Source organism: Mesorhizobium sp. (assembly GCF_004962925.1).
In the GTDB taxonomy this organism is placed as follows: Bacteria; Pseudomonadota; Alphaproteobacteria; order Rhizobiales; family Rhizobiaceae; genus Mesorhizobium.
The window spans coordinates 115,653-122,311 of record NZ_SUEO01000002.1; the positions used below are offsets into that span (position 1 = coordinate 115,653).

A 6,659-nucleotide genomic window follows, 5' to 3' on the forward strand; every position below is an offset into this window, starting at 1 on the left:
CCAAGCCGAAACAGCCCCACTCGATCATATCACGGGTCCACGACCTCATTTGCCATGAAGCGAGGAAACCAGGATTCGTGGGCAGCGGTCAATTCGACGACAGGGATCGCCCGCGCCGCGCCGAGTTTCAATTCACCGCCGCCGGTCGAGCCGATCCACGGCGCGAAGATACCGAGCTTGCTCTGCTGTTCGCGAATGGCGTCCCATTCCTTGCTCTGCGGATCGATCGACAGCGCCAAGAGGTAGCGGCCCTGATCCTCGCCGAACCAGACCGGGATCGGATCGGTCCCGACCAGGCCCGGGACGGTCGCGCCGATGCCGGACGCCATCGCCATCTCAGCCAGCGCGACCGCAATGCCGCCATCGGAGACATCATGTGCTGATGTAACGACGCCGGACGCAATCAGGGCGCGCACATGGTCGCCGACGCGTTTTTCATGGTCGAGATCGACCGGCGGTGGCGGGCCGTCGGTGCGGCCATGAATGTCGCGCATATAGGCCGACTGGGCGAGATGCGTTCCCCACATGGACGGCGCGCCGACCAGCAGGATCATCTGACCCTCGGCGGCAAAGCCGATCCGCGTCATTTTGGACCAGTCGGCGATCAGTCCGACGCCGCCGATGGTCGGCGTTGGCAAGATGCCTTGCCCGTTGGTTTCGTTGTAGAGCGAGACATTGCCGGAGACGATCGGAAAGCCGAGCGCGCGGCAGGCGTCGCCGATGCCTTTCACGGCGCCGACCAGTTGGCCCATGATCTCGGGCCGTTCCGGATTGCCGAAATTCAGGTTGTCGGTCGCGGCAAGCGGCAGGGCGCCGGTGGCGGTAAGGTTGCGCCAGCATTCGGCTACCGCCTGCTTGCCACCCTCGTAAGGGTCGGCCTCGCAATAGCGCGGCGTCACGTCGGAGGAGAAGGCGAGCGCCTTGGTCGGATGACCTTCAACGCGCACCACGCCCGCATCGCCGCCCGGAAGTTGCAGCGAATTGCCCTGGATCAACGTGTCGTATTGCTCCCATACCCAGCGGCGCGATGACAGGTCGGGTCCGCCAAGCAGTTTCAGCAGCGCCTCGGGGACGTCCGCTTGAGGTGCATCGCTGGCCGCCAGGGGCGCCGGCTTCTTCGGCTCGGTCCACGGACGGTCATATTCCGGCGCCTGGTCGCCAAGGTCCTTGATCGGCAGATTGGCGACCTCGTCGCCCTGGTGCAGCACGCGAAAGCGCAGATCGTCGGTGGTCTTGCCGACGATGGCGAAGTCGAGGCCCCATTTGTGGAAGATCGCCTCGGCCTCTTTTTCCTTTTCGGGGCGCAGCACCATCAGCATGCGCTCCTGGCTCTCCGACAGCATCATTTCGTAGGCGCTCATGCGCTCCTCGCGCACCGGCACCTTGTCGAGGTCGAGCTCGATGCCGAGGTCGCCCTTGGCGCCCATCTCCACCGCCGAGCAGGTGAGGCCGGCGGCACCCATGTCCTGGATGGCGATGACGGCGCCGGACGCCATCAGCTCGAGGCAGGCTTCGAGCAGGCATTTTTCGGTGAAGGGGTCGCCGACCTGGACGGTGGGCCGCTTCTCGTCGATCTTGTCGTCGAACTCGGCCGAGGCCATGGTCGCGCCGCCGACACCATCGCGGCCGGTCTTGGCGCCGAGATAGACGACCGGCAGGCCGACGCCCTTGGCTTCCGACAGGAAGATGGCATCGGTCTTGGCGAGCCCCGCCGCGAAGGCGTTGACCAGGATATTGCCATTGTAGCGCGCGTCGAAATTGACCTCGCCGCCGACCGTCGGCACGCCGAAGGAATTGCCGTAGCCGCCAACGCCGGAAACGACACCGGCAACCAGATGTTTGGTCTTGGGATGGTCCGGCGCACCGAAGCGCAGCGCGTTCATCGCCGCGATCGGTCGCGCGCCCATGGTGAAGACATCGCGCAGGATGCCGCCGACACCGGTCGCCGCCCCCTGATAGGGCTCGATATAGGAGGGGTGGTTGTGGCTCTCCATCTTGAAGACGACGCAGTCGCCGTCGCCGATATCGACCACGCCGGCATTCTCGCCCGGACCCTGGATGACCTGCGGCCCGGTGGTGGGCAGCGTGCGCAGCCACTTCTTCGAGGATTTGTAGGAGCAGTGCTCGTTCCACATCGCCGAGAAGATGCCAAGCTCGGTGAAGCTCGGTTCGCGACCGACCAGGTCGAGGATGCGCTGATATTCGTCGGGCTTCAGCCCGTGCGCGGCAATAAGTTCCGGAGTGATCGGGGCGGAATTGGAAATGGTCATGGGCGGCAATTTATATCCTTGGGATCGAGTCCCGTCTTATCGCAAGCTTTGCAGCCGATACACCCCACCAAGCGACGAAAACGATGAATAGCCACAGGGGCAGCAAGTAGCGAAAGATCGCCACTCGACCCGCCGGTTTCAAGCCGGTTCAGGAGAAGCTGTCGTAGCCGGCACGGCCCTCGTCGAGAAGCCGCCTGATCACCGCGAGACCATGCGCTAAGTCCTCTCGCCGTTCGGGCTGTGACACGCCAAAGCGGACGCCATGGAAAACCTGTTCGGAGCGCCCCGCCTTGAACTCGTCCTCATCGTCGATCAGCACGCCATGCTCGAGGCAGGCTTGCTTGAAGGTGCCGGAAAGCCATGGATCGGGCAAAGTGAGCCAAACGAAGGGCACGTTATCCAACGCCTTGAAGTCGAAGCCGTCGAGTGTCTCGCGAACGATCCCTATGCGCGCGCTGATTTCGGCAATGCTGCGTTTGCGCATCTCGCTGGCCCGGCCGGACAGCACCAGCCGGCTGCCCACCTCTGCCAGCAGGAAGGCGAGGCCGCCGGTCATCATCTTGTGGGCGACCCTGATGCGGTGGCGATAGGCCGGCGGGCAGGCTAGCCAGCCGCTACGAACACCCGCCGCGACCGATTTCGACAGGCCGCCGGCAACGATTGTCCGTTCCGGCGCATATTCGGCGAGCAACGGTGTTGGGTCGTCTGTCATGCCGCCATAGAGATCATCCTCAATCAGGACGACATTGTATTGACGGGCGACGCGCGCGATGGCCTCGCGGCGCGTTGCCGACAGCGTCACCAATGTCGGGTTCTTGGCCGTCGGCATCAGGAACATTATTTTCGGATGTTTTTGCGCACAGACGCGCTCGAAATCATCGGGATCGATGCCTTCGTCGTCCGCCGCCACCAATGCGGTCCGGCGCCCGATCAGGCCGGCGCTGCGGGAAATCTGCGAGTAGGTGAGGTGCTCGAAGACAACATAGTCGCCGGGAGTGGTGAGCCCTGCAATTGCTGCCATCACCGCGGCATGGGTGCCGAGCGTCGGAACGATGGTATCCGCGGTCGGGCGAAAGGAATTGCGCGACAGCCAGCTTCTGCCGGCCTCAAACCAGCGGTCCGGGAAATCGCGCGTGTAGCTTGAAATCTCGTGAGGGTAGTCCTGCGTTGTGCGCGAAAGCATATCGGCGACAATGGCGCCCTGGCCAATGTCGGGCGCGGCCGTGCTGTCGAGGCGCAGTTTGTCGCGAGGCGCATCGAAGTAGCGCGTGCCTTGCTCGACGGGTTCCAGGAAATCCGGCTTCGCGACATCCGGGCGCTGCGTCAGGACATAGGTCCCGCGCCCAACTTCGCCGCTGACCAGTCCGCGTTCCCGCAGCAGCTGGTAAGCCCTGCCGACAGTGCCGACGGTCGTGCCGATATCGTATGCCAGATCCCGTTGCGGCGGCAGTTTTGTCCCTGCATCGATCACGCCCCGATCGATGTCCGTTTCAATGGAATCCGCCAACCGCTGATAGAGCGGGCCGGTGCCTGTGGTGAGATCTGGAAGCCAACTTGTCATGGTAACAATTTTCTATATTGCGCCGGAATATGAGTCAATACATATGAAACGTCTGGCAAAAAAAGGGTACAATCGCAGATATTGGCGGAAAACAATGGATACAATCGACACAACTCACTATGCAGAAGCTGAGTTACGGACTGCGCGGCCATCAGGTCGGAGGACCTATGTCAATCGTCTCGTCCGCGTGGTCAGATCGCTTTTCATGTGGATCGGCACCATGGTCGATCGTCGGCGGAGCCGGCTGGTACTGCTGGAGATGACGGACGATCAGCTCAAGGACATAGGCATCTCCCGCTCCGATGCCCACCGTGAGGGTTTGCGGCCGTTCTGGGACTGAGAATGCGTCGTCACGGTGACGGAAAGTTTCTCGGCGGATTCCATGGAATTGCTCCCATGCGGCATAAAGCAGGATAAAATCCCACTGTTTGCTCGGCTCAATCAAACCGAAAAGCTCGCTACTCCGCTGCTTCCGCCCGAGAAGGTAGCCGCAGCCATTCGCGGCAGTCGGCCAGCGCGCGCGACGTCACTGCACGCCGTTTGGCGACGGTCTTGTCCTTGCCGCGCAGGCGCTTTCCCTCGGATTTCGGTGCTTCCACCGGAGGGAACAGGCCGAAATTGACATTCATCGGCTGGAAGGAGCGCTTTCCCGGTTCGTCGTCGGAAACGATATGACCGCCGGTGATATGGTTGAGCAGCGCGCCAAAGGCTGTGGTCATCGGCGGCAGCGCCGGCGCGTGGCCCAGCCGCTCGGCGGCGGCAAAGCGCCCGGCAAGCAGGCCGATGGCGGCACTTTCGACATAGCCCTCGCAGCCGGTGATCTGGCCGGCAAAGCGCAGGCCGGGCCGCGATTTCAACTGCAGCGAATGGTCAAGCAGCGTCGGCGAATTGATATAGGTGTTGCGGTGCAGGCCGCCGAGGCGGGCGAAGTCGGCGTTTTCGAGCCCCGGGATGGTGCGGAACACGCGCACCTGCTCGGCGTGCTTCAGCTTGGTCTGGAAGCCGACCATGTTGTAGAGCGTGCCCAACGCATTGTCCTGGCGAAGCTGCACGACGGCATAGGCCTTCACCGATGGATTGTGCGCATTGGTCAGCCCCATCGGCTTCATCGGCCCATGGCGCAGTGTCTCGACGCCGCGCTCGGCCATGATCTCGATCGGCAGGCAGCCGTCGAAATAGGGCGTGCCTTCCCATTGCTTGAATTCGGTTTTCTGGCCATCGACAAGCGCCTGCACGAAAGCAAAGTACTGCTCCTTGTCCATCGGGCAGTTGATGTAATCCTTGCCGGTGCCGCCGGGCCCGACCTTGTCGTAGCGTGACTGGAACCAGCAAATGTCCATGTCGATCGTGTCGAAATGGACGATCGGTGCGATAGCATCGAAGAAGGCGAGCGCATCGGCGCCGGTCACTTCGGCGATCGATTGGGCGAGCCCAGGTGCGGTCAACGGGCCGGTGGCGATAATCGCCTGGTCCCAGTCCGCAGGCGGCAGACCGGGCACTTCCTCGCGCTGGATGGTGATGAGCGGGTGCGCTTCGAGCTTGTTGGTCACCGCTTGCGAAAACCCGTCGCGGTCGACGGCAAGCGCGCCGCCGGCCGGCACCTGGTGGGCATCGCCAGCGCTCATGATCAGCGAACCGGCCAGCCGCATTTCGGCGTGCAGCAGGCCGACGGCGTTGGTTTGCGCATCGTCGGAACGGAAGGAATTGGAACAGACGAGCTCGGCCAGCCCATCCGTCTTGTGCGCATCGGTGCCGCGCACGGGACGCATTTCATGCAGGACGACGGGAACGCCGGCTTCGGCCGCCTGCCAAGCGGCTTCGGAGCCGGCGAGGCCGCCGCCGATGACGTGAATGGGGTTCTTGTTCATGAGCGCCGAAATAGTCGCTTGTAGCTGCGATTGCAATCGCCCGAGGTCGCCGCGCTGTTGGCGCCAAGTGCTGCAATCGTCTACTGTTGGAGAATGGACGGGAGCCTCGGGATATTTGCCAGAGCGACCTTTCTGACAGTCGTGATCGCCATGGGCGGATCAGCGGCCGCCGGCGAACTGGCCGCGACGGCCTCCAAGCGGATCCCCATATGCCACGGCTACAGCTGCAACTATCGCACGATGCTGGCGCTTGGCCCCGGCGACGGCGCGCGTTTCCGCTCCATCCTGCGTGCGGGCGCGGGTTCGCCCCAAGCCGAGCGTTCCGCTGTTAAGAAAGCTGTCCGCTATTTCGAGCAGCGCATTTTCCGGGCCATCGGCGTTCGCGATCTGCCGCAGTCGGAATTCGGTGCATCGCGCATCGGGGGCCAGATGGATTGTGTCGACGAAGCGACCAATACGCATGCGCTGCTGGTCTACCTTGCCGAGCGAAAATTGCTCAGGTTTCACCAGGTCGAGGACAATGCCTCGCGAGGCCTGTTTGTCGATGGGCGCTATCCCCATTGGACGGCGGTGATCAGCGACCGCCGGGGCACCGAATGGGTGGTGGATTCCTGGTATGCGGCGATGGGCGGCGCGCCGGACATTTTTCCGCTGAGCCAGTGGAAGAAACGGGGCGTGCTGGAAAGCGGTGCGCTGGACTGACGACAGGGACGTCCCGCCAAAACGGCTCTCCCAAAATCCCCCTCAGAGTGCCTGACCCTGAAAACAACAACACCCGCCGGGGGAGGAGGTCCGGCGGGTGTCGTTTTGCTGGCCGATCCTCGGGAGGAGGTGAAGATCGACCGTATTCGTCATCGCCGGGGAGGAGGTCGGCTTTGACGAAATTCCTTTCGCCTGATGAGGGGGGCGAAACCCCAGGACGAAACTCGTTTCGTCCTTTTAAACAGCGCCCGCCGCGGG

The 6,659-nt window shown here is 63.1% G+C and carries 5 protein-coding genes; 2 read left to right on the forward strand and 3 right to left on the reverse strand.

Annotation, left to right across the window (positions count from 1 at the left end):
- Window positions 1-29: 29 nt before the first annotated feature.
- Window positions 30-2,270, reverse strand: coding sequence for a phosphoribosylformylglycinamidine synthase subunit PurL (purL, locus tag E5W87_RS01465; protein ID WP_292393273.1), 2,241 nt, complete (start codon window positions 2,268-2,270; stop codon window positions 30-32).
- A 148-nt stretch (window positions 2,271-2,418) separates the two neighbouring features.
- Window positions 2,419-3,831, reverse strand: coding sequence for a PLP-dependent aminotransferase family protein (locus E5W87_RS01470; RefSeq protein WP_292393275.1), 1,413 nt, complete (start codon window positions 3,829-3,831; stop codon window positions 2,419-2,421).
- Between the two features lie 94 nt (window positions 3,832-3,925).
- On the opposite strand from E5W87_RS01470, the gene E5W87_RS01475 reads away from it, so the two are divergent.
- Window positions 3,926-4,171, forward strand: a complete 246-nt coding sequence (locus E5W87_RS01475; RefSeq protein ID WP_292393277.1) for a DUF1127 domain-containing protein — start codon at window positions 3,926-3,928, stop codon at window positions 4,169-4,171.
- 118 nt (window positions 4,172-4,289) lie between these two features.
- On the opposite strand, the gene trmFO is transcribed toward E5W87_RS01475, so the two are convergent.
- The gene (gene trmFO, locus E5W87_RS01480) at window positions 4,290-5,699 is read right to left on the reverse strand and encodes a methylenetetrahydrofolate--tRNA-(uracil(54)-C(5))-methyltransferase (FADH(2)-oxidizing) TrmFO (RefSeq protein ID WP_292393279.1); all 1,410 of its coding nucleotides are present in this window, start codon (window positions 5,697-5,699) and stop codon (window positions 4,290-4,292) included.
- A 150-nt stretch (window positions 5,700-5,849) separates the two neighbouring features.
- Between trmFO and E5W87_RS01485 the strand changes: the two genes are divergently transcribed.
- A complete protein-coding gene (locus E5W87_RS01485) occupies window positions 5,850-6,401 on the forward strand; it encodes a hypothetical protein (RefSeq protein WP_292393282.1) in 552 nt (183 codons plus the stop codon).
- The last annotated feature ends 258 nt before the right edge of the window (window positions 6,402-6,659 follow it).